Origin of the sequence: Deinococcus sonorensis KR-87 (assembly GCF_040256395.1) — a bacterium.
GTDB classification, from domain to species: domain Bacteria; phylum Deinococcota; class Deinococci; order Deinococcales; family Deinococcaceae; genus Deinococcus; species Deinococcus sonorensis.
Window position 1 is genome coordinate 162879 of the sequence record NZ_CP158299.1, and the last position, 26524, is coordinate 189402.

A 26524-nucleotide genomic window follows, 5' to 3' on the forward strand; every position below is an offset into this window, starting at 1 on the left:
GCGTTCAGGCTACTTGAATTCAGGCCTCGTGATTTGAGTAGCCTGCGGTTCACCATGGGGCCATGACCACCGCTGCTCCGCTGCTCAACCGCAACCTGCTGATCTGGCTGATCGGCTCGGCCCAGTCCCAGCTGGGCTCGGCGCTGGCCTCCATCGCGCTGAGTTTTCTGGTGCTGCATCAGACCGGCTCCGCCGGACAGATGGCCCTGACCCTGGCGTGCGGGGTGGGGCCCAATCTGCTGATGCCGCTGGCGGGGGCGCTGGTGGACCGCCTCCCGCTCAAGGTGCCGCTGATCGGGGCGGACGTGCTGCGCGGCCTGCTGCAGCTGACGGTGGCGTTGCTGGCCCTGCGGCTGGGCGAGGTGCCGCTGTGGCTGGTCAACGGGGCGGCCCTGATCGGCGGGCTGGCGGGTATTTTTGCTGGCCCGGCCAGCGGCGCGGCCTTTCCGCAGCTGGTGCCGGAAGCACAGCTGGCCCGCGCCAACGGCCTGAACGGCAGCGTGTCGCAGGGGGCCTGGCTGCTGGGCATGCTGGGCGGCGGGGTGCTGGTGGCGCGGGTGGGGCCGCCGGTGGCGATTCTGCTGGACGGGCTGAGCTTCCTGATCATGGCGGCGCTGCTGACGCTGGTGCGGCTTCCCCACCGGCCTCCGGCGACCGGGCCACGCGGCAGCGTGCTGGCCGACGTGCAGTCCGGCCTGCAGCTGATGAGGCGCTCGAAGGTGCTGAGTCTGGTGCCGGTCATCGGGTTCGTGGTGAATGCGGCCATCGCGCCGGTGACGGTCATCACGCCGAAGCTGATGGAGACGCTGGGGCCGGGGGCCGGCGGCTACGGGCTCTTCCTGGCCATCGAGGGCGCCGGGGCGGTGCTGGGCGGCCTGCTGATCACGGCGCTGGGGGCCCGCCTGCCGGTCAAACGCACCACCGCCGCCGGCATGGTCCTGCTGGCGCTGGCGTACCTGCTGATGGCCGCCTGGCCGGTGTACGTGGGGCTGCTGGGGGCGGCGCTGCTGGTGGGCCTGGCCATGGCCCTGGTCAACACGCCGCTGAGTACCCTGATGCAGCAGATGGTGCCGCCCAGCTACCTGGGACGGGTGTTCAGCGTGCTGGGCACCGTGGCCACGCTGGGCATGCCGCTGACGCTGCTGCTGGTGGCCCCGCTGGTGGACCGCTTTCCGGTGTCCCGCTTCTTCACGGTGGCCGGGCTGCTGGTGCTGGCGGGCGGGGCGGCCTGGGTGCTGGTGGCGCTGGCCGAGCGCACACCACCGGACCTGAGCGTTCCGGAGACGCCGGACGACCGGCAGCCCCCGACCGCCCCGGCCCTCTAAACGAGACCCGCCGGCCTGCATGCAGGCCGGCGGGTCTCGTTGATGGGTGTCCTACGCCGCCTGCTTGACGGTTCCTCCGGCCCGGCGCCCGGTGCTGGCGAGCAGCAGCAGCGCCAGCGCCACCACGCCCGACCCGATTCCGAAGGTGGGCCCGACCCCCAGCCGCGAGTACAGCTGCCCACCTCCGATGGGCCCGACCACCTGCGCCAGCGAGTTCAGGGCGCTGGCCCCACCCTGCACCCGGCCCTGGGCGTCTTCCGGCGCAGCATTCGAGAGCAGGGCGCTCAGCGAGGCGTTGAAGATGCCCTCGCCCGAGGCGAACACCAGCACGCTCAGATACAGCAGGGCGGCCACCGGCACGGCGGGCAGCAGCGCCATGCCGGCCATGCCCACCACCCCCAGCGCCAGCCCCAGCAGCGCCACGCCGCGCTCGCCCAGCCGCGAGATCAGCAGCGGCAGCAGCACGCCCTGCGCCACGATGTCGCACACGCCCACCACCATGAACACCGTGCTGACCTGCGCCGGCCCCCAGTGCAGCGTGTCGCGGGCCAGCAGCGTGAGCGCCACCTGCATCAGTGAGAACGGCAGGATGAACAGCACGCTGGTGAACACCAGCCGGCGCACCACCGGCAGCTCCAGGGCGCCGCGCAGCTGGGTGAGCGGGTTGAGATGCGTGGCGTCGAAGTGCCGGCTGCGCCGGTCCGCGCTCAGGCTCTCGGGCAGCACGAAGGCGCCCCACAGCATGTTCAGCAGGCACACGCCCGCCGCCACGAACACCGGCGTGCTGAGGCTGATGTGCGACAGCGCCCCGCCGATGGCCGGCCCGATGATGAAGCCCGCGCCCACCACCGCCCCGACCTGCCCGAACACCTTGCCGCGCTGCTCCTCGGGGGTGGTGTCGGCCACGTAGCCGAAGAGCGCACTCATGCCGCCGGAGCTCAGGCCGTCAATGATGCGGCCCAGGAACAGCATGAACAGGCTGCCGCCCACACCGAAGGCGACGTACCCGAGGGCGGAACCCAGCAGGGTGAGCATGATGACCGGGCGACGGCCATAGGCGTCGCTCAGCGCGCCCAGAACCGGCGAGCCGAGGAAGGTACACAGCGCGTAGACGGCGCCGAGCATCCCGATCATGGCCGCCTGCTGCGACACGACGGGCACGTACTTCGCCACGATGAAGGGCAGCACCGGGAACACCAGTGCGAAGCCAATGGAGAAGAGAAAGGCCGTCACCATCAGAAACAGCAGCGGCACCCGGGGGGCGGTTGGGCTTGTGGGCTCAGTCATGGGGCCAGCGTACCGGGGGCCGGGTCCAGGGGTCTTGAAAAATCACGACACGTCCGGCGACCCGGGCGACCAGCGCCCGGGCACCAGCGGCGTTTCTGCCGCCACCCGGACCAGCGAGGGCTCACTGTGGCGGTTCTGCTCCAGCCGCAGCAGGGTATGGCGGGCAAACGCGCTGGGGGTGACCTGGGCCAGCGCCTGAAACTCGCGTGTCAGGTGCGCCTGATCCGAGAAGCCCACCTCGTAGGCGAGGGCGGCCAGCGACCGGTGCGGGTCCAGCCACAGCCGGTTCTGGGCCTCCTCGAAGCGGATCAGGCGCGCCAGCGTCTTGGCGTTGAGGCCCACCTCCTGCAGAAACTGCCGTTCCAGCTGGCGCTGGCTGAGCCCGAGCTCCTCCGACAGCGTGCCGATGCGCGCCTGTCCCAGCGAGGTGTACAGCGTGGTGGCGGCCTGCACGCCCACCCCGGGTTCGCGCCCGAGTTCGGCCTGCAGCGACAGCAGCCAGTCCTCCACCATCTGCCGCGCCTCCTCCCAGGCGTTCATGGCCAGCAGGGCGCACACCGCCCGGCACAGCCACGGGTGCGTGAGCTTCAGGTCCACCAGATCCTGCCCGAGCCGCCAGCCGAACAGCTGGCGGGCCCCCCACGGATACACTTCCACGCTCAGCACCCGCATCAGGCCCACCGACACCACCCGCTGCGGCCCCAGGGTCATGCCGAAGATGGCCGCCGTGGGGAGCGGCTCCAGGCTGGGATGCTGCACCGACCCGTACCAGGAGTCGCCGGCGTAGAAGTTCAGGCGGACCGCGCGTTCTGGCAGAAAGCGGTGCTCCTGCTCATGCACCTCGTGGTATTCGGTGACCTGCCAGTACATGTGAACCAGGTTCCGCAGACGGGCATCCGGCAGAAATTCCTGGTACGGCATGCCCCCACTCTGCCAGATGGCCCCGCCCGGCGCATCGGCAAAACGAACAGGGCCGCATGTCGCAAAAGTTCAAGACAGCCGGGGCGCTGCCACCCGGGCCGTAACACCCGGGCCGGTCTACACTTGGGCCATGACCAACACCCGCGTCGAATCCGACACCATGGGCCAGCTGGACGTGGACCAGACCCGCTACTGGGGTGCCCAGACCCAGCGCAGCATCCAGAACTTCCCCATTGGCCGCGACACCTTCGTGTGGGGCCGCCCGGTCATCCGGGCGCTGGGCATCCTGAAGAAGGGGGCCGCCCAGGCGAACGCCGAGCTGGGCGAGCTGCCACAGGACATCGCCGACCTGATCGTGCGGGCGGCCGACGAGGTGATCGCCGGGCAGCTCGACGACCACTTCCCGCTGGTGGTGTTCCAGACCGGCAGCGGCACCCAGAGCAACATGAACGCCAACGAGGTGATCAGCAACCGGGCCATCGAGATGGCCGGCGGCACCCTGGGCAGCAAGGCCCCGGTGCACCCGAACGACCACGTGAATCGCGGCCAGAGCAGCAACGACACCTTCCCCACTGCCATGCACATCGCCGTGGTGCTGGAGCTGAGAGAGCGGCTGTACGGCAGCGTGGGCACCCTGCGCGACACGCTGCAGGCCAAGAGCGAGCAGTACCAGGACCTGGTGAAGGTGGGCCGCACCCACCTGCAGGACGCCACCCCCATCACGCTGGGGCAGGAGATCGGCGGCTGGGTGGCGCAGCTGGACTACGCGCTCGCGGAGGTGCGGCACAGCGAGGCGGGCCTCTACGACCTCGCCATCGGCGGCACGGCCGTGGGCACCGGCCTGAACGCGCACCCGGAGTTCGGTGACCTGGCCGCGAAGAAGTTCGAGCAGGAGACCGGCGTGCCGTTCCGCAGCGCCGCCAACAAGTTCGCGGCCCTCAGCGCCCACGACGCCCTGGTGCAGACCAGCGCCGCCCTGCGGACCCTCTCGGGCGCGCTGATGAAGATGGCCAACGACGTGCGCTGGCTGGCCTCTGGCCCGCGCAACGGCATCGGGGAGATCACCATTCCCGAGAACGAGCCGGGCAGCAGCATCATGCCCGGCAAGGTGAACCCCACCCAGAGCGAGGCGCTGACGATGGTGGCCACCCGCGTCTTCGGCAACGACGCCACCGTGGCGTTCGCCGGGTCGCAGGGCAACTTCCAGCTGAACGTGTTCAAGCCGGTGATGGTCCATGCGGTGCTGGAGAGCATCCGGCTGATCTCGGACGCCTGCCTCGCCTTCAACGACAACTGCGCGGTGGGCATCGAGCCGAACCTGGAGCGCATTGAGCACAACCTCAGCATCAACCTGATGCAGGTGACGGCGCTCAACAAGCACATCGGCTACGACAAGGCCGCCGCCATCGCCAAGAAGGCCCACAAGGAGGGCAGCAGCCTGAAGGAGGCGGCGCTCGGCCTGGGCTACGTGACCGAAGCAGAGTTCGCCGAGTGGGTCAAACCGCTCGACATGACGCACAGCTGAGCGGCCGGGTCTCAACAGTCGGTGAACCCCGACTGCAGGAAGACCCACCGAATGCCCCGGGCCGCGCGGTGTACCTCTGAGGCATGAGCCACCACATTGATCTGAGCATTCCCAAGCAGGTCCAGGCCAACGCGAAGAAGGGTCTGGACCTGCACCAGCAGCATGGGTTCGGCGGCACCGAGGTGGGCGAGCACATGGCCGAGCAGCTGGCGGCCGGCGGCTCGCTGAGCGCCGAGGAGGTGCGGCACGTGGCCCGCTACTTTCCGCGCCACGCCCACGACAACCTGAAGCAGACCGGAGAGGACGGCGGCAAACCGTCGGCCGGCTACGTGGCCTGGCTGCTGTGGGGCGGCGATGAAGGCCGGAAGTGGAGCGAGAACCTGGTGGAACGGCTGGACAAACAGGAGGCGGATGCATAGCTTGACGCCGCCTGCATAAGACGCTAGAGTGTTTTCATCACCGCCCCAAGAGGGCGGTTTTTTCATCCCCGGAGCAATTCGGGCGCCGCGGCCTGAAGGGGAAGGCCCTGTACTCCACAGCGCCGGCCTGACCCTGAGGCCCGCCTGCCGCTGACCCCTGCCCCGCCCGGCTGCGCTACCCTGGTCTGTCATGACGCCGGAACGTTACGCAAAGATTCTGAAGGTGCTGTCCAGGCGCCAGCCCACCCTCACCGTCCTGATGGACGAGGTCAACAAGCCGCACAACTTCAGCGCCATCCTGCGCACCTGCGACGCGGTGGGCGTGCTGACCGCGCACGCCGTGCCGCCGAAGCTGGGCCAGGGCCGCGGTCAGCTGCCCACCTTCGGCGCCACCAGCGCCAGCGCCGACAAGTGGGTGTCGGTGCAGACGCACGACGACGCCGTGTCGGCGGTGCGGGCCCTTCAGGCCCAGGGAGTGCAGGTGCTGGCCACCCACCTGTCGCAGCGCAGCGTGGACTACCGCGAGCCGGACTACACCCGCCCCACCTGCGTGCTGCTGGGCGCCGAGAAGTTCGGGGTGTCGGACGAGGCGGCCGACGCGGCCGACCAGAACATCATCATTCCGATGTACGGCATGGTGCAGAGCCTGAACGTCTCGGTGGCCGCCGCGACCATCCTGTTTGAGGCGCAGCGGCAGCGGCTGGCCGCCGGCCTGTACGACCAGCCGCAGCTGGACCCGGAGCGGCTGCGGCAGCTGGCCTTCGAGTGGGCATACCCGGAGCTCGCCCCGCTGTACCGGGAGCGGGGCGAGCCGTACCCGGAACTCGACGCCGAGGGTCAGGTCATCGGCTCAGCCGCCGGGCGATAACCGTCAGGGTGTGGGAGGGGTGGAGGCCGCCCGCCGCCAGCCTGATCTCCCCCTCCCACTCGCGCAGCACCACCGGCTCGAAACCGTCCAAGCGTTCTCTCAGCGCCTGGGCCGTGATGAAGCTCATGTCCGGCTCGCCGGCCCAGCCGTCGCGCGGGCCAAAGAGGGTGGCGGCAAACCAGCCGCGGACCCCCACCGCGCGCCGCACGGCCCGCCAGGTGCGGTCCCAGCGGGCCGGCGGCGTGAAGGGCAGGCTCAGGCTGGCGTACACCAGCGTGTAGCGGCGACGCGGCACCTGATGGAAGCCGGCCTCCAGCGGGGTCAGCCGGGTCCGGTGTACGCCGGCCCGCTCCTGAACCAGCGCCAGGGCCCCGGCGCTGCCGTCCAGCGCCGTCACAGTCCAGCCGCGTTCCAGCAGGGCCAGCGTGTCGTTGCCGGCGCCGCAGCCCAGGTCCAGGGCCACCCGCCGCCGGGGCCGGCCGAGCAGCTCCAGCGCCTCGGTCAGCAGCGGACGCGGACCGCCCACGGTGCGGCGGGCATGGGCGGCCCAGGGGTCTGATTCGGCGGTCATGGCCCACCTTACTCCCGTCCACCGCCTTAGACCGGCCCGGCGGCCAGCCGGCAGGAAGCCGGTAGAGTACCGGTATGTTAGACACCATCCGAGCGCTGGCAAAGAAGACCGAGAGCAAGATCCTGATGGTGGTGCTGGACGGCGTGGGCGGCCTGCCGCTGGAGCTGAACGGCGACACCGAGCTGGCCACCGCCACCACCCCCAACATGGACGCCCTGGCCCAGCAGGCGCAGCTGGGGCAGGTGGAACTGGTGGGCGCCGGCATCACGCCGGGCAGCGGCCCCGGCCACCTCTCGCTGTTCGGCTACGACCCGCTGCGTTACGTGGTGGGGCGAGGGGCTCTTTCGGCGGTGGGCATCGGCGTGAAGCTGGGGGCCGGCGACGTGGCGGTGCGCGGCAACTTCGCCACCCTGGGCGAGGGCCGCGTGATTCAGGACCGCCGGGCCGGGCGGCCCAGCGACGAGAAGAATGCCGAGATCGTGGGAAAGCTCCGTGAGGCCATCTCCGAGATCGACGGCGTGCGGGTGGAGGTCTACACCGAGAGCGAACACCGCTTCGTGGTGGTGTTCCGCAACCCCGGCGTGCCGCTGGGCGCCAACGTCAGCGACGTGGACCCGCAGGCCACCGGCGTGCCGCCGCTCACCGCTGAGGCGCACGACGCCCCCAGCCAGAAGACGGCCGAGCTGGTGAACGGCTTCGTGCAGCGGGCGGAGGCGGCGCTGGCCGGCGAGCCGCAGGTGAACGGGGTGCTGTTCCGCGGCTACAGCGACGTGCCGCACTTCCCCAACTTCGACGAGGTGTACGGCCTGCGGGCCGCCTGCATCGCCAGCTACCCGATGTACAAGGGCCTGGCCTCGCTGGTCGGCATGGACGTGCTGGAGGTGGAGGGCGAGGAAGACGCCCTCACCGGCAAGGTGGCCGCGCTGCAGCAGGCCTGGGACCGCTACGACTTCTTCTACTTCCACGTCAAGAAGACCGACAGCACCGGCGAGGACGGCGACTTCCACGAAAAGGTGCACAAGATCGAGCTGTTCGATGAGCTGCTGCCGCAGCTGCTGGCGCTGAAGCCGGACGTGATCGCGATTGTGGGCGACCACAGCACGCCCAGCAAGCTCAAGAGCCACAGCTGGCACCCGGTGCCGCTGCTGATCCGCAGCGATTACGGCCGCAAGGACGCCGCGCAGCGCTACACCGAGGAGGAGGCCCAGAAGGGCAGCCTGGGTCTGCGGCGCGGCACCGACCTGATGCCGCTGCTGATGGCCAACGCGCTGAAGCTGCAGAAGTACGGCGCCTGACCCGGCGGGGCAGAGGGAAGGCCGCTCTGCCCAGCCACCCACCACCGGCCTGAGTGACTCCAGACGCCGCTGCACTCCATTTCGCCTGCCCTCAGGAGGTCCCGTCATGCCCAGACCCCAGGTGTCCGACTACTCCACCTTCGCCGCGACCTACATCGACCTGGTTCCGGAACCCGATGTGCTGGCCGCCTTGCAGGAACAGGCCGCACACACGGAGGCGCTGCTGCGGGCGGTGCAGAACCCGGACTACCGCCCGGCGCCCGACAAGTGGAGTGTGCGACAGGTGGTGGGTCACATGGCCGACACCGAACGGGTCTTCGGGTTCCGGGCGCTGTGGTTCGCCCGCCAGGACCCAGCCCCGCTGCCCGGCTTCGATCAGGACCAGTGGATGGCCAGCTCCGACTTCGACCTTCCGGCGTATCCGGCGCTGGTGGAGGGCTTCCGGGCAGCCAGAGCGGCCCACCTCAGCATGCTGGGCCAGCTTGCCCCGGATGCCTGGGAGCGGCGCGGCATGGCCAGCGGAGCGGCCTTCACGGTGCGCGCCCTGGCCTACGCCATGCTGGGCCACGAGCGCCACCATCTGCGGGGGCTGCAGGAGCGCTACGGCCCGGCGTTCGGCTAGGCCACGGCTGCATGCCGTTGACACCGGCTGCATATCACGCTATCTTGAATCTATCAGCGCCCCGAGTGGGCGCTTTTCTGTTGCCGCAGAGCGCTGCCGATGCCACCTTCCGCTGGCCGCCGGTACTCTAGACTTCTTGCGTGATTGCCTATCTAACCGGCGCGGTGCGGGACGTGCAGAGCACCAGCGCCATCATTCTGGCCGGCGGGGTGGGCTACGAGGTGATGTGTCCGGCCAGCACCCTGGGCCGCCTGACCCCCGGCAGCGAGGCCGAGCTGCATATCCGTATGGTGGTGCGCGAGGACGCCATGATGCTGTTCGGCTTCGTGGACCGCGACAGCCTGCGCCTGTTCGACCTGCTCACCGGGGTGAGCGGCGTGGGTCCCAAGCTGGCCCTGGCCCTCCTGTCCGCCATGCCGCCCTCGGCGCTGGCGGCGGGACTGGTGGGGGGCGACAGCAAGCTGCTCTCCAGCGTGAGCGGGGTCGGCAAGAAAACGGCCGAGCGGCTGGTGCTGGAACTGCAGGGCAAGGTGCCGGAGCATCTGGCGGTGCCGCAGGCCGGCGCCGGCACGGCGGCAGCGATGGTGTCCACGGCGGGCCGCGACGCCACTGAGGCGCTGATGGCGCTGGGCTTCCGTGAGGCGCAGGTGCGGGCCGTGGTGGCCGAACTGCTGGCCGCCGATGCAGGCCTCAGCGCCGACGCCCTGATCCGGCGTGGGCTGGGCAAACTGCGGTAGAGCGCGTGACCTGGGGGCAGCAGGACGTCCGGCCGGGACAGCACAGGCCGGAGGCGGCCAGCCAGCGGGTCAGCTGGCTGGAACTGTTCTTCGACCTGCTGTTCGTGACGGCCTTCGATCAGCTGGCGCAGCGCTACGGCAAGCAGCTGTCATTGCCGGGCTTCGGCATCTTTGCGCTGATGTTCGTGGCGGTGTGGTGGGCCTGGCTGGGCAACACCAGTTTCGCGGCCCGCTACGGCAACGTCGGCCGCCCGTACCGCTGGGGCACCCTGCTGCAGATTGTCGCCACCGCCATGCTGGCGCTGGCCATCCAGGGTGACCTGAAGGATGTGGGCTGGCTGTTCGCCGCCGCCTACGCGGCGGGACGGGTGGCCCTGATCCTGATCTACGCCTGGCACGGCCGGCAGAACGGCATGCCCGAAGGCGAACGCCGGCTGGTCGGTGGCTTTGTGGTCAGCACGCTGCTGTGGGTGCTCTCGGCACCGCTGCACGGGGCGGCCCAGTGGGGCCTGTGGATCGGGGCGCTGCTGCTGGACTTGGTGGTCAGCCTGTACGTCGAGTCCAGGTATCAGCGCGAACAGCCGCATCAGGAGCACTATCCGGAGCGGGTAGGCACGCTGATCATCATCTCGCTCGGCTCGGCCATCACCAACCTGGTGATCTCGGCCGGACACCAGCAGCTGCGCTTCAGCGACCAGCTGCCGATGCTGCTGGCTTTGGTATGCACCCTCGCCCTGTGGCGGATGTACTTCGACGAGGCCAACGGCCTGCCCGCCCGGCTGGCGGCGCAGCGCGGCCACCGCAGCACGCTGCTCAGCTGGACCTATGCCCACCTCCCACTGACCCTGGCCCTGACGGTGCTGGCGGTGGGCCTGGGCCTGGACATCCGCAGCGGGGACCGGTATTCGGCGCTGCAGGCCCAGGTGGTGATCAGCAGCTCGCTCGCCAGCGTGTTTCTGAGCCTGGTGCTGGTGCGGGTGCTGGCCGCGCAGCCATTGCGTCACGAGCCGGGGCTGGTCCGGACACCGCTGCACTTCAGCCTCAGCAGCGTGGCGCGGCTGGTCGGGGCCGGGCTGCTGCTGGGACTGCTGGCGCTGCATCTGCCCGCGCTGCCGTACATGCTGGGCGTCACGGGGCTCACGCTGGCGGTGGCGGTGGCCAGCTGGCGCGACCCGGTGCGCCAGAACCTGACCGAACTGGAAGAGCAGCTGGACCCCGGGCTGCCGCCCGGCTGAAACGCTAGGATGCCGGCATGGGACGGCTGATTTCAGCGGTGGTGGGGGTGCTGTTGCTGGCCATCCTGGCGCTGGCAGGCGTGTGGTTGCTGGGTCAGCTGCTGACCGGGCTGGGGGCCTTCGTGGTGGCCACGGCCGGGGTGCTGGGCGGCCTGCTGAAGTTCATGCTGGTGGCCGGGGTGCTGGGCGGCCTGGTGTACTTCCTGGCCAGCACGTGGCGGCGCGGCGTCTGAAGGCAGGCGGCCCGGCTCAGCCGAGTTCGTAGCGGTCCGGCGGGCGCAGGTACTCGCGCTCCGGGTCGTCCAGGCTGCCCACCTGCGGCAGGTGACCGGCGTTCTGGCGATCGTTGAGGCTGCGCAGCGCCCGGCGCAGAAACCAGCTGCTGCCCTCGGCCTGCAGGTCCGCGCCGGACGCGAGGTATTCCAGGGCGCGCGGGCCGTCGGCGCTGCCCAGCAGGCCCAGCGCGGCGGGGTTGTCGTGCAGGCGGGCCGTCACGGTGAGGCCGGGGGCAAACTCGAAGTCCCGGATGGCCTGCTCAGCTTCCTTGAGGTAGGGCTCCAGTGCCTGGGTCATGCCGTCAGCATTCTCCCGGAGGCCCCGGACCCACCACCCCGAACAATGTTCATGCTTGCCGGGGGTAACCGTTCCCCCAAAGTGACCGGGCAAACCCGGTAAGATAATGGACTGGAGCCCGTGACGCCACACGCTGGACGCACGGCGGAGGACCTTTGAGCTACTGGAGACGCACCATCAAGCCGCTGCTGGACGACGAGACCGGGACCCTGTTCAAGCAGGCTCCGGCCCGCGTCACGCTGGGCTTTCCCAACCGTTACTCGGTCGGCATGGCCAGCCTGGGCTATCAGGTCATCTACCGCCTGTTCAATCAGGTGGAGGGCGTGGCTTGTGAGCGGGCCTTCCTGCCGGACGACCCGGAGCTGTTCGAGACCCAGCACCTCAAGCGCGGCGAGGCGCTGCCCACCGTCGAGAGCGGGCGGGCGGCCGGCGACTGTGAGCTGCTGGCGCTGAGCGTCAGCTTCGAGCTGGACCTGACCAACATCATCCGGATGCTGGACCTGTGCAGCCTGCACCCGTTGCGTGACCAGCGCAGCGACGAGGACCCGATCATCATGATCGGCGGGCCGCTGACCAGCAGCAACCCCTACCCGCTGACCCCGTTTGCCGACGTGATCGTGATCGGGGACGGTGAGCAGGTGGTGCCGCTGATCGCCGCCGCACTGCGCGACGCCTCGTCCCGCGAGGACTTCTACGACCTGGTGGACGGCCTGCCGGGCATCTTCCTGCCGCAGCGCCACAGCCACGAGCCGCAGTGGGCCACCGCGCCCAAGGAGCTGCTGCCCGCCTACAGCCAGATCGTGACGCCGCACAGCGAGCTGAGCAACATGTTCCTGGTGGAAGCGCAGCGCGGGTGCCCGCGCCCCTGCACCTTCTGCCTGGCCCGCACCATGTACGGCCCCAACCGCAACAACCAGGGCCAGGAACTGCTGGACGTGATTCCCGACTGGGCCACCAAGGTGGGCCTGGTGGGGGCGGCGCTCTCGGACTTTCCGCACACCAAGATGGTGGGCCGCGCCCTGACCGACCGGGGCATCAAGCTGGGCGTCAGCAGCATCCGCGCCGACACGGTGGACGAGGAACTGGCGGCCATCCTGAAGGCGGGCGGCCTGCGGACCTTCACGGTCGCCTCCGACGCGCCCAGCGAGCGGCTGCGTCAGTGGCTCAAGAAGGGCATCACCACCGAAGACCTGCTCAAGACCGCCCAGATCAGCCGCGACCTGGGCTTCTCGGGCCTGAAGGTCTACATGATGATCGGGCTGGGGCCGGAGAACGACGACGACATCACCGAGCTGATCAGCTTCACCAAGGAGCTGGCGCAGATCAACCGCATCGCGCTGGGCATCAGCCCCTTTGTACCCAAACGCCACACTCCGCACTTCCAGGACAGCTTCGCCGGCATCAAGGTGATCGAGGGGCGCCTGAAGCGCATCCAGAAGGAGTTGCGCTCCACCGCCGAGTTGCGCAACGTGTCGGCCAAGTGGGCGTGGGTAGAGAGCGTCATCGCGCGCGGCGGGCCGGAGGTGGGCATGGCCGCCTATCAGATCTACCGCTCCGAGAGCATCGGTGCCTGGAAAAAGGCGCTGGACGATGTGGGCTGGGTGGACCCCTTCGCCAGCAATGAAAGCCGCATTGATCTGCCGGCCGGTCAGGTGGTCCACGGCCACTACGATGAACTGGCCGGACGTCAGGTCAGCAGCCACGCCGAGGGCCTGGCGATCTAAACCAGGAAGTACAGTCCGCACGCCTGTCCGATATCACCGTCGGACAGGCGTGCTGCTTTGAGGGCATGTCATGGTAAAGCTATATGGTGCAGTACGAGCCTATCCTTCAAACGTCCATGACTGCAAAATTCGGTATTGACTTGAAGAAGGCTAGAGAGCATCCCAGTTCCAAGTTACTAGATTTTGAGTTCTGGAGTGATGAACGCTGTGTTTTTGTCGCCGAACTCAAAACCATAACGCGGTACCCTCCCTCTGAGGAAACAGGATGGGACATTACCCACCACAGCCATGTCGAACTGAGCGCCGTCCGCACCGAAAACTCGCCAAACCGTGTCGCCAACCTCATTGGAAAAGCGTTCACTCAGCTTGAGTTGAGGCCAGAGCCCAAGTGGGTGATTCTGCTTAACGATGCCGACCTGAATCTGCTCGATCTGAAAGAAGCTGTCCAAGGCTACCTTGACTATCAGAGCTTAGCAGGCACAGTAGTAACAAATACCAGCTCAGCGCATGTCGCACAGCGGCTCAAGAAGACGCTCGCCCATCTCGATGCACTTCTTTGGATCGAACGTTCCACCTCACAGTATTCGTATTTCTGTATTAGCGAAGAGGGATTAGGAATTTATCAGCGATATTTTGCAAAAAAATCCCCAGCTGAAGTCCACTTCAGCTGGGGTGTATCGCCCTGATCCATCCTTGTGCCCACCCGGCCCTGACACTGCGGTGGCCACAGTGCTGAATGCCCCCACAAGGCAGTCTCAGTTCTTCCAATAAGTGTGATCTGTACGCCCGAAATCACAAGACCGCCGGCCCTCCCACCCCCGACCAGCAAGGCATATGATCGGCACAATGACGTCCTCCCCCGCCGGCCAGACTCCGCCGTCCCGCTTTGCCGCCCTCCGGCGCTGGCTGCTCGAAGAACAATCAAGCACCACCGAGCACCAGGGCTTCTACGAGGAGGAGCGGGCGGCGCGGGCGCAGAGCCACACCCACCCGTGGTGGAAGGTGATGTGTCTGACCGGCGTGGACTATTTCAGCACCCTCGGCTACCAGCCGGGCATCGCGGCGCTGGCGGCCGGCGCCCTGTCGCCGTTCGCCACGCTGGTGCTGGTGCTGGTCACCCTGTTCGGCGCGCTGCCGATGTACCGCCGGGTGGCCGAGGAGAGCCCGCACGGCGACGGCAGCATCAGCATGCTGGAACGGTTGCTGAGCTTCTGGCCCAGCAAACTGCTGGTGCTGGCCCTGATCGGCTTCGTGGCCACCGGCTTTGTCATTACCATCACCCTCTCGGCCGCCGACGCCGCCGCACACCTCACCGAGAACCCCTTCGTCAAGCCGTTCCTGAGCGGCGCCCAGCTGCCGGCCACCCTGGTGCTGATCCTGCTGCTGGGTGCGGTGTTCCTGAAGGGCTTCAAGGAGGCCATCGGCATCGCGGTGGGCATTGTGCTGCTGTACCTGGGCCTCAGCGCGGTGGTGGTGATCAAGGGCCTGCTGCTGGTGCTGGCCCAGCCGCAGGTGGTGCCGCACTGGTTCAGTGGGCTGGGGCAGCTGTACACCAGCCCGCTGGCGCTGATCGGGGCGGCGCTGCTGGTGTTTCCGCGGCTGGCGCTGGGCCTCTCCGGCTTCGAGACCGGCGTGGTGGTGATGCCGCTGATCCAGGGCGACCTGGGCGACCTGGAGTCCCAGCCGCGCGGGCGGATTCGCAACGGCAAGCGGCTGCTCACCACCGCCGCGCTGATCATGAGCGTTTTCCTGCTGGCCAGCAGCCTGGTCACCACCCTGCTGATTCCGGCGGCGGCCTTCTGGCCGGCCACCACCACCACCCGCACCATCAGCGCCCGCGACCTGGCCGCCGGCACCGGGCGCGTCGTGGTGGGCCTGGACGACAGCGCCAGTCCCCAGCAGGTCGTGGACCTGCCGCTGCCGGCCGGCGCGCGCGGCAGCTTTCCGGTGCAGGCGCAGACCGCCGGAGGGCCGGTGGCCCTGCAGGTGACGGTCACGCCGGGGCTGGACAACCCCACCGTGACGGTCGCGAAGCCGGCCGGAGCCGCGAACGGCCGCGCGCTGGCCTATCTGGCGCACCGCCGGCTGGGTGAGGTGTTCGGCACCGTCTACGACTTCAGCACCATCCTGATCCTGTGGTTTGCGGGGGCCAGCGCCATGGCCGGGCTGCTGAACATCGTGCCGCGCTACCTACCGCGCTACGGCATGGCCCCCGAGTGGACCCGCGTCAACCGCCCGCTGGTGCTGGTGTTCATCAGCATTGCCATCCTGGTCACGCTGGCCTTCCGTGCCAACGTGGACGCCCAGGCCGGCGCGTATGCCACCGGCGTGCTGGCCCTGATGACCAGCGCCGCCGTCGCCGTCACACTCTCAGCCTTCCGCCACCAGCAGAGACGGCTGGGCGTCATGTTCACGGTCATCAGCCTGATTTTTATCTACACGCTCACCGTCACGGTGCTGACCGACCCGGAGGGCCTGACCATCGCGCTGCTGTTCATCGCCGCCGTGCTGATGGTCAGCATCACCTCGCGGCTGCAGCGCTCATTCGAGCTGCGCGTGACCAATGTGGTGATGGACGAGTCGGCCACGGAACTGCTCAAGCGCTTTCCGGTGCACCCGCTGCGGCTGGTCGCGCACCGTCCGGGGCCGGCCAGTCAGGCGGAGTACCACAAGATCGAACTGCGCTCGCGCCAGATGGCCCACCTGCCGGACGAGGCGGATTTCGTATTTCTGGAGGTGGAGGTGGACGACGCCAGCGACTTCAGCGACGTGGTGGAGGTGACGGGCGTGCAGGTGGGCCGCTACAGCATCCTGCGGGCGCGCGGCTCCAGCGTGCCGAACAGCATTGCGGCGTTGATGCTGCACCTGCGTGGCAAGGGCGCGCCGCCACAGGTCTACATGCGCTGGAGCGAGGACAGCCCGCTGCATCTGGCGCTGCGCTTTGTGCTGGAAGGTGAGGGCGACGTACCGCCGCTGACCCACGAGATCCTGCGCCGGGCGGAACCGAACCGCGACCGTCGCCCCATCGTGCACGTGGGCGGCTGATCCGTTCTCGCCGGACGGCGGCGTTATGCTGACCGGCATGGACCTCTCTGCCATCCGCGCGCGCTTCCCCCAACTCGACGGCGATCTGGTGTACCTGGACAACGCGGCCGGCGGCCTGATGCCGGCCACCAGCATCCAGGCTATCCAGGAGTACCTCACGCGCTACGGCAGCATCAACAGCATGGCCGGGCACGTGCGCGGCGCAGAGGTGCTGGCCCTCAAGCAGCGGGCCCGCGCCGCCACGGCGCTGTTCCTCAATGCCCAGCCCCATGAAGTGGCCATCGGGCAGAGCGCCACTGCGCTGGCGTTCCGGCTGTCGGCGGCGTTTGCCCGGCTGTGGGGCAGTGGCGACGAGGTGATCATCTCCGAACTGGACCACGAGGCCGACGCCAGCCCCTGGCGCGAGCTGGAGCGCGTGGGCGTGACGGTGAAGGTCTGGCCCGCCCGCGACGACCTGACGCTGCACCCGGACGACCTGAAGCCGCTGCTCACGCCGCGCACCCGGCTGCTGGCCTTCACGGCCGCCTCCAACGCGCTGGGCGTGCGGACCCCGCTGCAGGAAGCGGCGCAACTGGCGCGGCAGAACGGCACCTGGACCATCGTGGACGCGGTGCATCTGGCGTCCCATGAGCTGCCGGACGTGCAGGCCTGGGGCCTGGACTTCCTGATGTTCAGCCCCTACAAGGTGTTCGCCCCCCACCTGGGCGCGCTGTACGTGCGCGGTGAGCTGCTGGCGGGCCTGCCGGTCCCCAAGCTGGAGTTCGTGGCCGACGACGACATCACCAAGCTGGAACATGGCACCCCGCAGTTCGAGCTGCAGGCCGGCTGGCTGGCCACCCTGGACTACCTGCGTGAACTGGGCGGGGCCGAGTCCCTGGACCGCGCCGCCCTGCAGGCCGCCTACGCCCGCATCCACGCGCTGGAAGCGCCGCTGGCCGAGCAGCTGCTTCAGGGCCTGCAGCGTCATCCGCAGGTCACGGTCTACGGCCCGCAGGCTGCGGACCAGCGGGTCGGGACGGTGGGCTTCCGGGTCAACGGCGAGACGCCCGATCAGACCGCCCACCGGCTCTCGGAGCGCGGCGTCAGCGTGGCCGCCGGGCACTTCTACGCGGTCATGCCGATCCGCAAGCTGGGCCTGTACCCGGACGGGCTGGTGCGCGCCAGCCTCGCCCACTACACTTCCGCAGACGACGTGGAGCGGCTGCTGGCCGCCCTCTGAGCACCAGCGGATAGGGGGCAGTCGGGAGCGTTACCGCTGCAGCGGAAGACGTTCAGGCGGCTCGGATTGGAGCGCGGGGACCCGCTGGGGACTGCACCGGCGCGTCGGCGCGGACAGGGTGTCCCCCGCCCTGGGCACGGCATCCGGCTGCCTGACCTCCTGAGCCGGAGGCCTGGAGGTCCTGCCTAGCTCCGGCCCAATTCACCAGCGCAGTGCTGCCTCCTGCCGCACCCTGGCCTCCGCTCCTCGTTCTGCTTCAGCCGTGCATCTCGCCCTCGCGGCTCTCGGTGCCGGCCAGCTCGGTGGAGTGGTTCGCCTGCGCCGGTGTGGGCACCTGCGCCGGAAGAACCGCGTCGCCGTCCACCTCGTCGGCCCAGACGCGCATGTGCACCAGCCGGGCATTGCCAAAGGCGGTGTTGAAGGCGGTGTCTGAGGCGTCCCGGCCGGTGGCGATCAGCACCCGCCCGGCCCGGGGGACGTTGTGGCGGGCATCGAAGGTGCGCCACGCCCCGTCCACCCAGGCCTCGAACCAGGCGTGGAAGTCCATCGGCCGCCCGTCCTGCGGCACCCCGACGTCCGGCAGGTAGCCGCACACATAGCGGGCCGGAATGTTGAGGGCGCGGCAGTAGGCCACCCCCAGGTGGGCAAAGTCGCGGCACACGGCCACGCCGCTCTGGTACGCCTGGCTGGCGGTGGTGGCGCTGGTGCTGCCCGCGCCGTACCGCAGCGTGCCGTGCAGATGGTCGCAGATCGCCTGCACCTGCATCCAGCCGGCCGGCACACTCCCGAAGCGCTGCCACGCCTCCGGGGTCAGCAGGTCCGAGTCCACATAGCGGCTGGGCAACAGGTACTGCAGCAGCTCGTCCGGCAGCCGCTCCACAGGGGTGCCGGGCAGACCGCTCAACACCGGGTCGCGGCGGCTGGGCACGTCGGCCAGCAGGTCGTGGGTGATCCGCAGGCGGCCGGGCGGTGCCAGCACCCGCCACACCACGTTGCCGAAGGCGTCCATGTAGCTGCTGGTCTGGGCCAGCGGCAGGTCCGGGCTGAGCTCGCGGCGCTGCGCCACGATGCGCTGGCCCGGGCGATCGCGCGGCTCCACCACAAACAGCATCGGGGTGGCGTAGCTCAGCTCGAACTCGAACTCGAAGCCGGCCCGGACCCTCAGAACGTCCGGATTGCGGCGGCGGGGCTGTGGGCTCAGGCTGGTCGTCTCGCCGTCCGTCATCTCATCATGGTACGGGGCGGCCTGGCCGGGCAACGCTGGGCGTTCATCCGGAACCTACATCAAGCGTTCAGGTTCTCATGCCGCCGGACGGGCGGTTATCGCACTTCCGCTACTTTTCCTGAGTGTGGTCATGTTAGGATATGGGCGCGAGGCGGCGCAGCGGCGTCCCCTATCTGCCCCCCATCTGGAGTCACATGGATTACTACGAATTGCTTGGCGTGGCCCGGACGGCGGGCGCCGACGAGATCAAGAGTGCGTATCGCAAACTGGCCCTGAAGTACCACCCGGACCGCAACAAGGAGGCCGGGGCGGCCGAGCAGTTTGCGCGGATCAATGAGGCGTATGCGGTGCTGAGTGACGGCGACAAACGCGCCCACTACGACCGCTTCGGCTCGGCCCCGTCGAGCGGCATGCCAGGCGATCCGTTCGGCGGGCAGGGCTTCGACCCGATGGACATCTTCGAGCAGCTGTTCGGGGGTGGCATGTTCGGCGGGCGCGGCGGCCGGCGCGGCCCGGCGCGCGGCGACGACTTGGAAACCGAGTTACGGGTCACGCTGGAGCAGGCGCGCGAGGGTGCGGAAGTGCAGGTGCAGGTGGACCGCCTGACCGAGTGCGAGCACTGCCACGGCAGCCGCAGCGAGCCGGGCGGCAGACCGCCCAAGACCTGCACCACCTGTGGTGGAGCGGGCGCGGTGCAGGCGCAGGCCCGCACCATCTTCGGCAACGTGATGACCCAGCAGCCGTGCCCGACCTGCCGCGGTGAGGGCGTGATCATTGAGGACCCCTGCACCGTCTGCCGGGGCCGCGGCCGCACGCTCAAGGCCGAGAGCGTCACCATCAAGCTGCCGCGCGGCATTGACGAGGGCTACCGCATCCGGGTGGCCGGCATGGGCAACGAGGGGCCGGGCGGCAGCGGCGACCTGTACGCGCACATCGAGATGGAGCCGCACCCGGACCTGCGCCGTGAGGGCGAGCATCTGGTGTATGTGGCGCGCGTGCCGTACCCGCGCATGGTGCTGGGCGGGCGCCTCACGGTGCCGACGCTGGACGGCCCGCAGGAGCTGGAGGTCAAGCCCGGTACCCAGCACGGCGAGATGAGCCGCCTGCGTGGGCTGGGCATGCCGCGCCTGCAGGCCAGCGGCACCGGCGACCTGGTGGTGGTGTACGAGATCGACGTGCCGAAGCCGGGGCAACTGAACACCGAGGCGCGCGAGGCGCTGCACAGCTACGCCCACCACATCGGGGACGACGTGCACGAGCACAAGGAAGGCTTCTTCGAGCGCATCGGGAAGGTCATCCGGGGCGAGTAACGGCCAGAAAAGCGGGCGGGGCACACGTTGCCCCGCCCGCGCTCTTGTTGGTCAGTCCGCCGCCACCGCCACCGGGTGCAGCGTCACCGGCACGCCCACCACCGCCGCGTTGCCGGTCAATTCATCGAGCTGCTCGTGGTCGGTCAGGTCATTGAGGCTGACGCCAGCGTGCTGCTGCGCCACCCCCTGCCGCACCCCGGCCCGGCCGTGCCCGTAGCCGTGCGGCAGGCTCACCACCCCCGGCATCAGGTCATCGGTCAGCTGGACCGGCACCGTGACCGCCCCGACCCGAGAGCGCACCTCCACCGGCTGCCCGTCGGTCACGCCGAAGCGCTGGGCGTCCTGCGGGGTCAGCATCAAGGTGCAGCGCTCCGGCCCGCGCATCAGACGCGGCACGTTGTGCATCCAGCTGTTGTTGCTGCGCAGCTCGCGCCGCCCGATCAGCAGCAGGGGCGGCAGCGGCTCCTGCAGGCTGGCTTCCAGGCGCGCCACGTCCGCCAGCAGCGCCACTGGAGCCAGCTGCAGCCGGCCGTCGGCGGTCAGCAGGCGCTCCGGGAGGCACGGCTGCAACGGGCCGTAATCCACGCCGTGCGGGTGGGCACGCAGCTCTTCCAGGCTGGTCTTCCGGGGGCCGTGACGCAGCCCCAGGTCCAGCCGGGCGGCCGGGTCCTTGCCCTTCTCGCCGCTCAGCCGCTCGCGCAGTCCCTCGAAGATCTGCCAGTCGTAGCGCTGCTCCGGCCCGATGGGCAGCAGCGGGTCGTTGATGCGGGCGGTGTTGCGCACCGCGAAGTGGTGGAAGATCACGTCGTAGTGCTGCGTCTCCAGGCCCACGGCCGGCGGCAGGATCACGTCGGCGTGCCGGGTGGTCTCATTGAGCCAGGGGTCAATGCTGACCATGAAGTCCAGGCCCGCAAGCGCCCGGTCCAGCTGAGCGCCGTTGGGCGTGCTGAGCACCGGATTGCCCGCCACCGTCACCAGCGCCCGCACCTGCCCCTCGCCGGGCGTCAGCATCTCCTCGGCCAGCGCCGCCACCGGGAGCTCCCCGTCGAACTCCGGCAGGCCGCGCACCCGGCTGGACCAGCGTCCGTGGTGCGTCTGGCCCGGCTGCGCCCGCTGCAGCAGGTCGAAGGCGGGCCGGGGGAACATGGCGCCGCCCTCGCGGTCCAGGTGGCCGGTCACGGCGTTCAGGGCGTTCAGCAACCACTGGCACAGCCCGCCGAACCGCTGGATGCTCAGCCCGATGCGCCCGTAGATCACGGCGCGGGGCGTGCCGGCGAACTCGCGGGCCAGCCGCCGGATGGTGGCCGCGTCCACCCCAGTGCGCCCGGCCACCCGCTCGGGCGGATAGGCGGCCGCTGCGGCCTTCAGGGCGTCCAGGCCATCAGTGAAGCTGGCCAGTGACTCCAGCCGCTCCAGGCCCTCCTCGAAGATCACCTGCAGCAGCGAGAGCAGCAGCAGCGCGTCGGTGCCGGGCCGGATGAAGTGATGCTCGCTGGCCAGGGCCGCCGTCTCGGTGCGGCGCGGGTCCAGCAGCACCACCCGGCCGCCCCGGGCGGTGATGGCCTTCAGCCGGCCGCGCATGCCCGGCGCGGTCATGATGCTGCCGTTGCTGGCCAGTGGATTGGCCCCCAGCATCAGGAAGAACTCGGTGCGGTCAATGTCCGGGATCGGCAGCATCAACGGATGGCCCAGCATCTCGGCGGCGGCGTAGTGGTGCGGCAGCTGGTCGATGCTGGTGGCGCTGTAGCGGTTGCGGCTGCCCAGCGCACGCAGCAGCCCGCCCGCGCTGAGCAGGGTGCCGCTGTTGTGGACGCTGGGGTTGCCCTGGTAGGTGGCCACCGCGTCGGGGCCGTACTGGGCCTGGACGCGCCGCAGTTCGGCGGCCACCAGATCCAGCGCCTCGTCCCACTCCAGTTCCTGCCACCCCTCCCCCACCCGCCGCAGCGGACGCTTCAGCCGGTCCGGGTCGGCGGCCAGATCGGCCAGCGCCGCCCCCTTGGGGCAGATGTGGCCGTGGCTCAGCACGTCCTGGGCGTCCCCCCGGATGTCGGTGACCCGGCCGCCCTGCACCGTGATCTCCAGGCCGCAGATGGCTTCACAGAGGTTGCAGGCGCGGTAATGGGGGCCGTCGGTGGGCTGGGTCATGTCAGGGCTCCTTTGGGGCAGAGCCAGCGGCGAGAGAGAACTGGCTCAGGTGGTTCATCACGTTCAGGTGGATATGGTCATTCTGCACCGAAGAGCTCCAGGGTGGCTCGACGAACATGGACCAGCGTTTCCGGCCGCTCAGGTCCCAGGCCGCCAGTTCCAGTTCCGCAGCCATCAGCACCACCTCGCCCTGCCGGTCCCACCACCAGAACCCCACCTCGGTGTGATCCTCCCACAGCCGAACCGGCGGGTCGTCCAGCCGGTACGCCAGCAGGCGTTCTCCCGCCCCGATCAGCACCAGACCCGTCTCCGGGACGATCAGCACACCGGGGTCGAAGCCCGGCACGTCCGGGGCGGAGCGCTGGGCCACAAAGAGTGCGGGCCAGCCGCCTCCGTCCGGAGTGACCGCCGCGCAGAACAGGGCCCCGTCCTCGTCCTGTCGGCCGTTCAGGTGGCCGTGGGTCTCGGCCAGATCCGACCGCTGCATCAGCTGATCCAGGTGGGCCGGAACGACACCCTGCCACAGCTGGACCGAGAACCGGCCGATCTGGACCCTCACCGGCTGGTCCGCAGGAGCCGCATGAAGGCAGACCGCATGTTCCTCCTCTTCAGCGCCAGCTGGTGAGTTCGGGCGTCAGGTGGGCGGTCTCATTGAAGCTGTCCAGGCTGACTCGGCCCGCCCCGTAGGTGAGCCGGGTGATGCTGGCGTTGCGGACCCGCCAGTTCAGCTGCAGCGCGGCGGCGTCCGGAGCGTCCAGCACGGTGGCCACGATCAGCCCGATCACGCCGCCGCTGGTGAACACCAGCACCGTGCTGCCACCCGGCCCCTCCAGGATGTCCCGCGCCGCCGCCCGCACCCGCCCCCGGAAGTGCGCCCAGCTCTCCACCGAGTCGTGCTGCACCTCACCGCGCAGGTAACTGGCCGTCAGGTGTTCCAGCATCCGCTGGAAGTAGCGGTTACGGTCCGGCGAGTCGCGGCGGATCTGGTAATCCTGCATCAGCGCCGCGAACGGCTCGTCCTGCCGCGCCAGCAGCGGGGCCAGCGTCTGCACGATGCCATCTCCGTCGTACTCGGCCAGCCGGGCATCCTCGCTGGCGGCGGGCCAGTCCTGCCCGGCCGCCTGGGCCGCCAGTTCCGCGCTGCGCCGCTGGCGCACCATCGGGCCGTGCAGCACCCGCGTGGGCCGCACTCTGGCCTCCGCCAGAAAGCGGCCGACCGCCCCGGCCTGCTGCTCACCCAGCGCCGAGAGCCGGTCGGTGTCGGCCTCGAAGGGGGTGGCCTGACCGTGCCGGACCAGCAGCAGGGTGCTCACGCGCCGGCCTCGATCTGCCGCCACGCTTCCCGCATCAGCGCCTGGGCCTGCTCGCCCAGCCGGGCGAAGCGTTCGTCCTGCGTCTGGCCGGCGTGGTAGCGGGCGTAGATCTGCTGCAGGATGACCGCGAGTTTGAACACGCCCAGCACCTCGTACCAGCGGATGTTGGAGAGGTCGCGGCCCGACTGCTGCCGGTAGCGCTCCAGGACCTGCTCGCGGCTATAGAAGCCCTGATCGGCGGCCGGCGCTCCGATGGGACTGCGCTGATGGTCCGGGAAGCCGCGCTGGGTCCAGTAGCACAGCGTCAGGCCCAGGTCCACCAGCGGGTCGCCGATGGCCGTCATCTCCCAGTCGAGCAGCGCCACCACCCGGCCCGGGTCTGCACGGTCCAGCATCAGGTTGTCCAGCTTGAAGTCGTTGTGGACCAGCGTGTGCGCCGACTCGGGCGGCACCTCGGCCGTGAGCCACTGGATCACCCGCGCCGCCTCCGGGGCCGGGTGCGTTTCGGCCCGCTGCCAGCGCCCGGCCCAGCCCTCCACCTGCCGGCGGTTGAAGCCGTCCGGTTTGCCCAGTCCCTCCAGCCCACTGACCTGAATGTCAATGGCGTGCAGGCGGGCCAGGGTGTCCACCAGCGCCTGCGAAGCCCGCTGCGGGGCGTCCGGCACCCCGGCGTACTCCTGGGGCATGCGGGTGCGGATGATCACGCCCTCGCGCCGTTCCATCAGAAAGAACGGGACCCCCAGCACGCCTGGGTCCTCGCACAGCAGCACCGGGCGCGGCGCTTCCGGAAATACCGGATGGATGCGCTCCAGCAGGTGGTACTCGCGCACCATGTCGTGGGCTTTGGGCGCCACCGGCCCCATCGGGGCGCGGCGCAGCACGTAGGCCTGACCGCCCGCCTGCAGCAGATACGTCAGGTTGCTGTGCCCGCCGGGAAACTGGCGCAGGCTCAGGTTGTCGCTGCCGGGCAGGCGGCCGTTCAGGTACGCCCGCAGCCGCTCCAGGTCCAGCTCCTCACCGGGACGCACCGGGGCGGTGTCGCTGCCGGCCTGCAGCTCAGGCACGTCCGGCGCCCTTCTCGTGCATCTCCTGCAGCAGGGCCATCGCCTTGACCCGCATCTTGCGCATCATGCCCAGCCAGCCCTGGTAGTCGGCGGCCTTGTACTGAAAGCCCTTCAGGGTGGTGGGGTGGGTGGTAATCAGGAAGCGTTCCTCCGCGAGCGCCGCCACCACCGCGTCGGCCAGCTGATCGGTGCTGATGGCCGTCTGCTGCAGGAAGGGCGCGTTCTCGATCATCGGGGTCCAGACGCCCTCCGGGCACAGGCAGCTGACCCGGATGCCCCGGTCGCGGTAGGTGATGTCCAGCCACTCGGCGAACGCCAGGGCCGCGTGCTTGGTGACGGCGTAGGGGGCGCTGTGCAGCTCAGTCAGCAGGCCGGCGGCCGAGGCGGTGTTGAGCAGGTAGCCCTCACCGCGCTCCAGCATCCGGGGCACCAGGTGGCGGGCCGCCCAGACGTGGCTCATCACGTTGATCTCGTGGATGCGCTGCCAGATGCGGTCCGGCGTCTCCGGCCCCTCGCCGACCGCGATGCCCGCGTTGCTGCAGAACAGGTCGATGGGGCCTTCCTGCGCCTCCACGTCCTCGATCAGCCGCTGGATGTCCTCTTCCTTCAGCACGTTGACCGGCACGAAGCGCGCCCCGATCTCCGCGGCCTTCTGGGCACCCATTTCGGCGTTCAGGTCGGCGGCCACCACCCGGCCGCCCAGCTGCGCGAAGCGGGTGGCCAGCGCCAGCCCGATGCCGGACGCGGCCCCCGTCACCACAATCACCCGGCCCTGCGGCGTGAACCCTTCAGTCGGCACTGACCGCCTCCTTCGCCGGGCGGTAGGGCCGCAGCTCCTCCTTCGTGACGGTCTCCAGGTGCACCGCGTCCGGCCCGTCCGCGAGGCGCAGGGTCCTGGCCTGGGCGTACATGTTCGCCAGCGGGGTGTCCTGGCTGACGCCGGCTCCGCCGTGCACCTGAATGGCCCGGTCAATGACGGCCAGCGCCACGTTGGGGGCCACCACCTTGATGGCCGCGATCTGCTTGCGGGCCGCCTTGTTGCCCACCGTGTCCATCATGTGGGCTGCCTGCAGCGTCAGCAGCCGCGCCTGATCGATCTCGATGCGGCTCTGCGCGATCATCTCGCGCACGGTGCCCTGCTCGATCAGCCGCTTGCCGAAGGCGGTGCGCGACCCGGCCCGCCGGATCATCAGCTCCAGCGCCCGCTCCGCCTGCCCGATCAGGCGCATGCAGTGGTGGATGCGCCCCGGCCCCAGCCGCCCCTGCGCGATCTCGAAGCCGCGCCCCTCGCCCAGCAGCATGCTGCTGGCCGGCACCCGCACGTTATTGAAGGTCACCTCGGCGTGGCCGTGCGGCGCGTCGTCGTAGCCGAACACGGTCAGCATCCGCTCGATGGTGACGCCCGGCGCGTCCAGCGGCACCAGAATCATGCTCTGCTGCAGGTGCCGCGGGCCATCCGGGTCGGTCTTGCCCATGAAGATGCCGACCTTGCAGCGCGGGTCGCCGGCGCCGCTGGTCCACCACTTGCGCCCGTTGATCACGTACTCGTCGCCATCGCGGCGGATGCTGCTCTGGATGTTGGTGGCGTCCGAGGAGGCCACCTCCGGCTCCGTCATGGCAAAGCAGCTGCGGATTTCGCCGTTTAGCAGCGGCTGCAGCCACTGCGCCTGCTGCTCCGGGGTACCGTAGCGCACCAGCACCTCCATGTTGCCGGTGTCGGGGGCGTTGCAGTTGAACAGTTCCGGCGCCCACCACACCCGGCCCATCGTCTCGCACAGCGGCGCGTACTCCAGGTTGCTCAGCCCCGCCCCGAAGCGGCCCTCCGGGTCCGACTCGCGCGGCAGGAACAGGTTCCACAGCCCCTCGGCGCGCGCCTGCGTCTTGAGCTCCTCGATCAGCGGCACATGCTCCCAGCGGTTGCCCGCGTTCACCTGCCGCTGGAACTCGGCCTCCTGGGGATAGACATGCTGCTGCATGAAGCGCTCCAGGCGCGTCTGCAGCTCGCGGGTGCGGGGCGACACTTCGAATAGGGTCATGCGGAACTCCTTGCGGGAATGACGCGCTTGGCCCGCCCCAAGCAGGCTGGCCACGGCAGATGGAA

At 69.6% G+C, this 26524-nt stretch carries 25 protein-coding genes; 14 read left to right on the forward strand and 11 right to left on the reverse strand.

Features of this window, described 5'->3' with window-relative positions; all coding sequences use genetic code 11:
• Nucleotides 1-62 precede the first annotated feature (62 nt).
• Nucleotides 63-1325: an MFS transporter gene (locus ABOD76_RS06060; protein WP_350243904.1), complete on the forward strand. Its 1263-nt coding sequence runs from the start codon at nt 63-65 to the stop codon at nt 1323-1325.
• A 51-nt stretch (nt 1326-1376) separates the two neighbouring features.
• Here the strand turns inward: ABOD76_RS06060 and ABOD76_RS06065 are convergent, their stop codons facing one another.
• Together ABOD76_RS06065 and ABOD76_RS06070 are read right to left on the reverse strand one after the other, a co-directional pair.
• Complete coding sequence (locus ABOD76_RS06065) at nt 1377-2612, reverse strand: MFS transporter (protein ID WP_350243905.1); 1236 nt, start codon at nt 2610-2612, stop codon at nt 1377-1379.
• 42 nt (nt 2613-2654) lie between these two features.
• A complete protein-coding gene (locus ABOD76_RS06070; protein ID WP_350243906.1) occupies nt 2655-3533 on the reverse strand; it encodes a helix-turn-helix domain-containing protein in 879 nt (292 codons plus the stop codon).
• A 130-nt stretch (nt 3534-3663) separates the two neighbouring features.
• Between ABOD76_RS06070 and fumC the strand changes: the two genes are divergently transcribed.
• From fumC to trmH, 3 genes are all read left to right on the forward strand, one after another.
• Nucleotides 3664-5058, forward strand: coding sequence for a class II fumarate hydratase (gene fumC / locus ABOD76_RS06075; protein WP_350243907.1), 1395 nt, complete (start codon nt 3664-3666; stop codon nt 5056-5058).
• A gap of 83 nt (nt 5059-5141) precedes the next feature.
• A complete protein-coding gene (locus tag ABOD76_RS06080; RefSeq protein WP_350243908.1) occupies nt 5142-5477 on the forward strand; it encodes a DNA-binding protein in 336 nt (111 codons plus the stop codon).
• A gap of 190 nt (nt 5478-5667) precedes the next feature.
• Nucleotides 5668-6345, forward strand: a complete 678-nt coding sequence (gene trmH / locus ABOD76_RS06085; protein ID WP_350243909.1) for a tRNA (guanosine(18)-2'-O)-methyltransferase TrmH — start codon at nt 5668-5670, stop codon at nt 6343-6345.
• Here trmH and ABOD76_RS06090 read toward each other — a convergent pair.
• Complete coding sequence (locus tag ABOD76_RS06090) at nt 6320-6916, reverse strand: class I SAM-dependent methyltransferase (RefSeq protein ID WP_350243910.1); 597 nt, start codon at nt 6914-6916, stop codon at nt 6320-6322. The genes trmH and ABOD76_RS06090 overlap by 26 nt on opposite strands.
• A 74-nt stretch (nt 6917-6990) precedes the next feature.
• Between ABOD76_RS06090 and ABOD76_RS06095 the strand changes: the two genes are divergently transcribed.
• The 5 genes from ABOD76_RS06095 to ABOD76_RS06115 all read left to right on the forward strand — a co-directional run bounded on the left by ABOD76_RS06095 (nt 6991) and on the right by ABOD76_RS06115 (nt 11038).
• The gene (locus tag ABOD76_RS06095) at nt 6991-8211 is read left to right on the forward strand and encodes a 2,3-bisphosphoglycerate-independent phosphoglycerate mutase (RefSeq protein ID WP_350243911.1); all 1221 of its coding nucleotides are present in this window, start codon (nt 6991-6993) and stop codon (nt 8209-8211) included.
• Nucleotides 8212-8317: 106 nt separating this feature from the next.
• Complete coding sequence (locus ABOD76_RS06100) at nt 8318-8833, forward strand: DinB family protein (RefSeq protein WP_350243912.1); 516 nt, start codon at nt 8318-8320, stop codon at nt 8831-8833.
• A 140-nt stretch (nt 8834-8973) separates the two neighbouring features.
• Nucleotides 8974-9570: a Holliday junction branch migration protein RuvA gene (gene ruvA / locus ABOD76_RS06105; protein WP_350243913.1), complete on the forward strand. Its 597-nt coding sequence runs from the start codon at nt 8974-8976 to the stop codon at nt 9568-9570.
• Between the two features lie 5 nt (nt 9571-9575).
• The gene (locus ABOD76_RS06110; RefSeq protein WP_350243914.1) at nt 9576-10805 is read left to right on the forward strand and encodes a low temperature requirement protein A; all 1230 of its coding nucleotides are present in this window, start codon (nt 9576-9578) and stop codon (nt 10803-10805) included.
• 17 nt (nt 10806-10822) lie between these two features.
• A complete protein-coding gene (locus tag ABOD76_RS06115) occupies nt 10823-11038 on the forward strand; it encodes a hypothetical protein (RefSeq protein WP_350243915.1) in 216 nt (71 codons plus the stop codon).
• A 16-nt stretch (nt 11039-11054) separates the two neighbouring features.
• Here the strand turns inward: ABOD76_RS06115 and ABOD76_RS06120 are convergent, their stop codons facing one another.
• Nucleotides 11055-11378 carry a hypothetical protein gene (locus ABOD76_RS06120; RefSeq protein ID WP_350243916.1) on the reverse strand — a complete coding sequence of 108 codons (324 nt, stop codon included), beginning with the start codon at nt 11376-11378 and terminating at the stop codon, nt 11055-11057.
• A 155-nt stretch (nt 11379-11533) separates the two neighbouring features.
• On the opposite strand from ABOD76_RS06120, the gene ABOD76_RS06125 reads away from it, so the two are divergent.
• The 4 genes from ABOD76_RS06125 (at nt 11534) to ABOD76_RS06140 (ending at nt 17366) form a co-directional block, all read left to right on the forward strand.
• Entirely contained in the window at nt 11534-13102 is a 1569-nt protein-coding gene (locus ABOD76_RS06125) for a B12-binding domain-containing radical SAM protein (RefSeq protein WP_350243917.1), read from the forward strand.
• Nucleotides 13103-13218: 116 nt separating this feature from the next.
• The gene (locus ABOD76_RS06130; RefSeq protein WP_350243918.1) at nt 13219-13788 is read left to right on the forward strand and encodes a hypothetical protein; all 570 of its coding nucleotides are present in this window, start codon (nt 13219-13221) and stop codon (nt 13786-13788) included.
• Between the two features lie 160 nt (nt 13789-13948).
• Nucleotides 13949-16147: an APC family permease gene (locus tag ABOD76_RS06135; protein WP_350243919.1), complete on the forward strand. Its 2199-nt coding sequence runs from the start codon at nt 13949-13951 to the stop codon at nt 16145-16147.
• A gap of 37 nt (nt 16148-16184) precedes the next feature.
• A complete protein-coding gene (locus tag ABOD76_RS06140; RefSeq protein ID WP_350243920.1) occupies nt 16185-17366 on the forward strand; it encodes a cysteine desulfurase-like protein in 1182 nt (393 codons plus the stop codon).
• Nucleotides 17367-17622: 256 nt separating this feature from the next.
• On the opposite strand, the gene ABOD76_RS06145 is transcribed toward ABOD76_RS06140, so the two are convergent.
• Nucleotides 17623-18591: a transglutaminase family protein gene (locus tag ABOD76_RS06145; protein ID WP_350243921.1), complete on the reverse strand. Its 969-nt coding sequence runs from the start codon at nt 18589-18591 to the stop codon at nt 17623-17625.
• A 194-nt stretch (nt 18592-18785) separates the two neighbouring features.
• On the opposite strand from ABOD76_RS06145, the gene dnaJ reads away from it, so the two are divergent.
• Nucleotides 18786-19901, forward strand: a complete 1116-nt coding sequence (gene dnaJ / locus ABOD76_RS06150; protein WP_350243922.1) for a molecular chaperone DnaJ — start codon at nt 18786-18788, stop codon at nt 19899-19901.
• A gap of 51 nt (nt 19902-19952) precedes the next feature.
• Here dnaJ and ABOD76_RS06155 read toward each other — a convergent pair whose 3' ends face one another.
• The 6 genes from ABOD76_RS06155 to ABOD76_RS06180 are packed head-to-tail and all read right to left on the reverse strand — an operon-like array spanning nt 19953 to nt 26459.
• Nucleotides 19953-22046 (reverse strand): molybdopterin-dependent oxidoreductase, encoded by a 2094-nt coding sequence (locus tag ABOD76_RS06155; protein ID WP_350243923.1) that lies wholly within the window; start codon nt 22044-22046, stop codon nt 19953-19955.
• A gap of 1 nt (nt 22047) precedes the next feature.
• Nucleotides 22048-22605: a hypothetical protein gene (locus tag ABOD76_RS06160; protein WP_350243924.1), complete on the reverse strand. Its 558-nt coding sequence runs from the start codon at nt 22603-22605 to the stop codon at nt 22048-22050.
• 49 nt (nt 22606-22654) lie between these two features.
• Nucleotides 22655-23359, reverse strand: a complete 705-nt coding sequence (locus ABOD76_RS06165; protein WP_350243925.1) for a histidine phosphatase family protein — start codon at nt 23357-23359, stop codon at nt 22655-22657.
• Nucleotides 23356-24423 (reverse strand): phosphotransferase family protein, encoded by a 1068-nt coding sequence (locus ABOD76_RS06170; protein WP_350243926.1) that lies wholly within the window; start codon nt 24421-24423, stop codon nt 23356-23358. The genes ABOD76_RS06165 and ABOD76_RS06170 overlap by 4 nt, the downstream gene beginning before the upstream one ends.
• The gene (locus ABOD76_RS06175) at nt 24416-25222 is read right to left on the reverse strand and encodes an SDR family oxidoreductase (protein ID WP_350243927.1); all 807 of its coding nucleotides are present in this window, start codon (nt 25220-25222) and stop codon (nt 24416-24418) included. Before ABOD76_RS06175 ends, ABOD76_RS06170 begins: the two co-directional genes overlap by 8 nt.
• A complete protein-coding gene (locus ABOD76_RS06180) occupies nt 25212-26459 on the reverse strand; it encodes an acyl-CoA dehydrogenase (protein ID WP_350243929.1) in 1248 nt (415 codons plus the stop codon). The genes ABOD76_RS06175 and ABOD76_RS06180 overlap by 11 nt, the downstream gene beginning before the upstream one ends.
• Nucleotides 26460-26524: the final 65 nt, after the last annotated feature.